Annotated in this window: 1 protein-coding gene; it reads right to left on the reverse strand. The window is 71.1% G+C overall.

Annotated elements, in window-relative coordinates:
• Nucleotides 1-1290 (reverse strand): hypothetical protein (locus FUT87_RS22710; protein WP_147242477.1); only part of this gene is annotated, 1290 nt, incomplete at its 3' end.
• Nucleotides 1291-1344: the final 54 nt, after the last annotated feature.

A 1344-nucleotide genomic window follows, 5' to 3' on the forward strand; every position in this document is an offset into this window, starting at 1 on the left:
CGCGCCGGCCTGCTGCAGCAGGTGCGCGCCCAGCATCGCGAAACCGGTGCAGACCAGCGGCCGCAGGCCGAAGATCGACAGCGGCCGCGTGTACAACTCGGCCACGCCGCTGACCTTCATGTCGTCGAACTTGTCGATGACGCGGTGATAGAAGTAGGCCCCGGCGTAGCTGTCGTAGGCGTCGATGACCTCGGCGTTGCCCTTGGTCTTGAGCGCCTTGAAGAAGTCCTCGGCATTGCCCAGCGTCGGCACCGGCGAGGCCGGCTTGACCTGCGCCGCCGCCATCTTGGCCCGCACCGCGAGCTGCTGCTCCAGCACCGACGCATAGATGACGAAGAGGTCGAAACCCATCGTCTCGCGGCCGTCGCCGAAGACCAGGTTGAAGTCCTGGCCCAGGTTGCCCTGCGTGCCGGCCAGGTAGGCCTTGATCTCGTCGTCGGTCGGCGCGACGGCGCGGCCCGGCGCGTTCAGCGCCAGGAAGCTGCGCAGCACGAAGAGGATGCGGCCCACCGCCGCCGGCAGTTGAGACGACCGGGCCTTCAGGTCGCGGACCAGCTCCTTGACCGAGCGCACATGCTTGCGGATCGCGTCGTAGGCGTCGTCGATGGCGCTCGCGTCGTTCTGCAGTCCGTCGAGCGCGGCGGCGATGGCATCGGTGTGTTCCTTGATCGCGGCGACGTCCAGCGTCTGGCTCAAGGCCGTCACCCGCGTGTTGACTTCGTTGGACGCGTCGATCGCGCGGTTCAGCGACAGCCGCGTCTGGTTGGCGGCCAGGCGCTGGTCCTGGCTGTCGCCGCCGGTGGCGCCGCTGGTCGAGCGCGCCGCCTTGGTCTTGGCGACGACCTCGTCGAGCTGCGGCCCGATCTCGTCCAGCGCCTGGATGCCGAAGGTCGCGTTCGCCTTGGTCAGCAGGTCGATCGCCTCGGCCACCTTGGCGGCCTCGGCCGGCGCCAGGTCCTTCACGCCCTTGATGTCGGGCACGCCCTGCTGCTTCTGCTGCCCCGTGGCCCAGGCGCTGACGTCGCGCAGGCGCTCGCCGGCGCCGGACAGCGATTGCTGGCGCTCCTGCAGCGGGGTGAGCTTGACCTTGGCCGGCGCCCCTTGCGCGCCGGGTACCGCCGTCTTGGGCTTGCTCGCGCAGCGCTGCAGGCTCAGACCCGAGCGCAGGCGCGGCCGGGCCTCGCGATGCAGACCGGACACCGAGCCGGCGTCCCACAGCGTCGCCCAGGGCGTGACCTCGCACGCATCGGCGTCGTGCTCGAGCGCCGTCGATGTGGCGCCGGACGCCACGGGCTCGCGAGCGCCGCTGGGGGCGCCACCTGGGGCGCCTTCGCCGCCCTGCCC

The organism is Mitsuaria sp. TWR114, assembly GCF_007997345.1.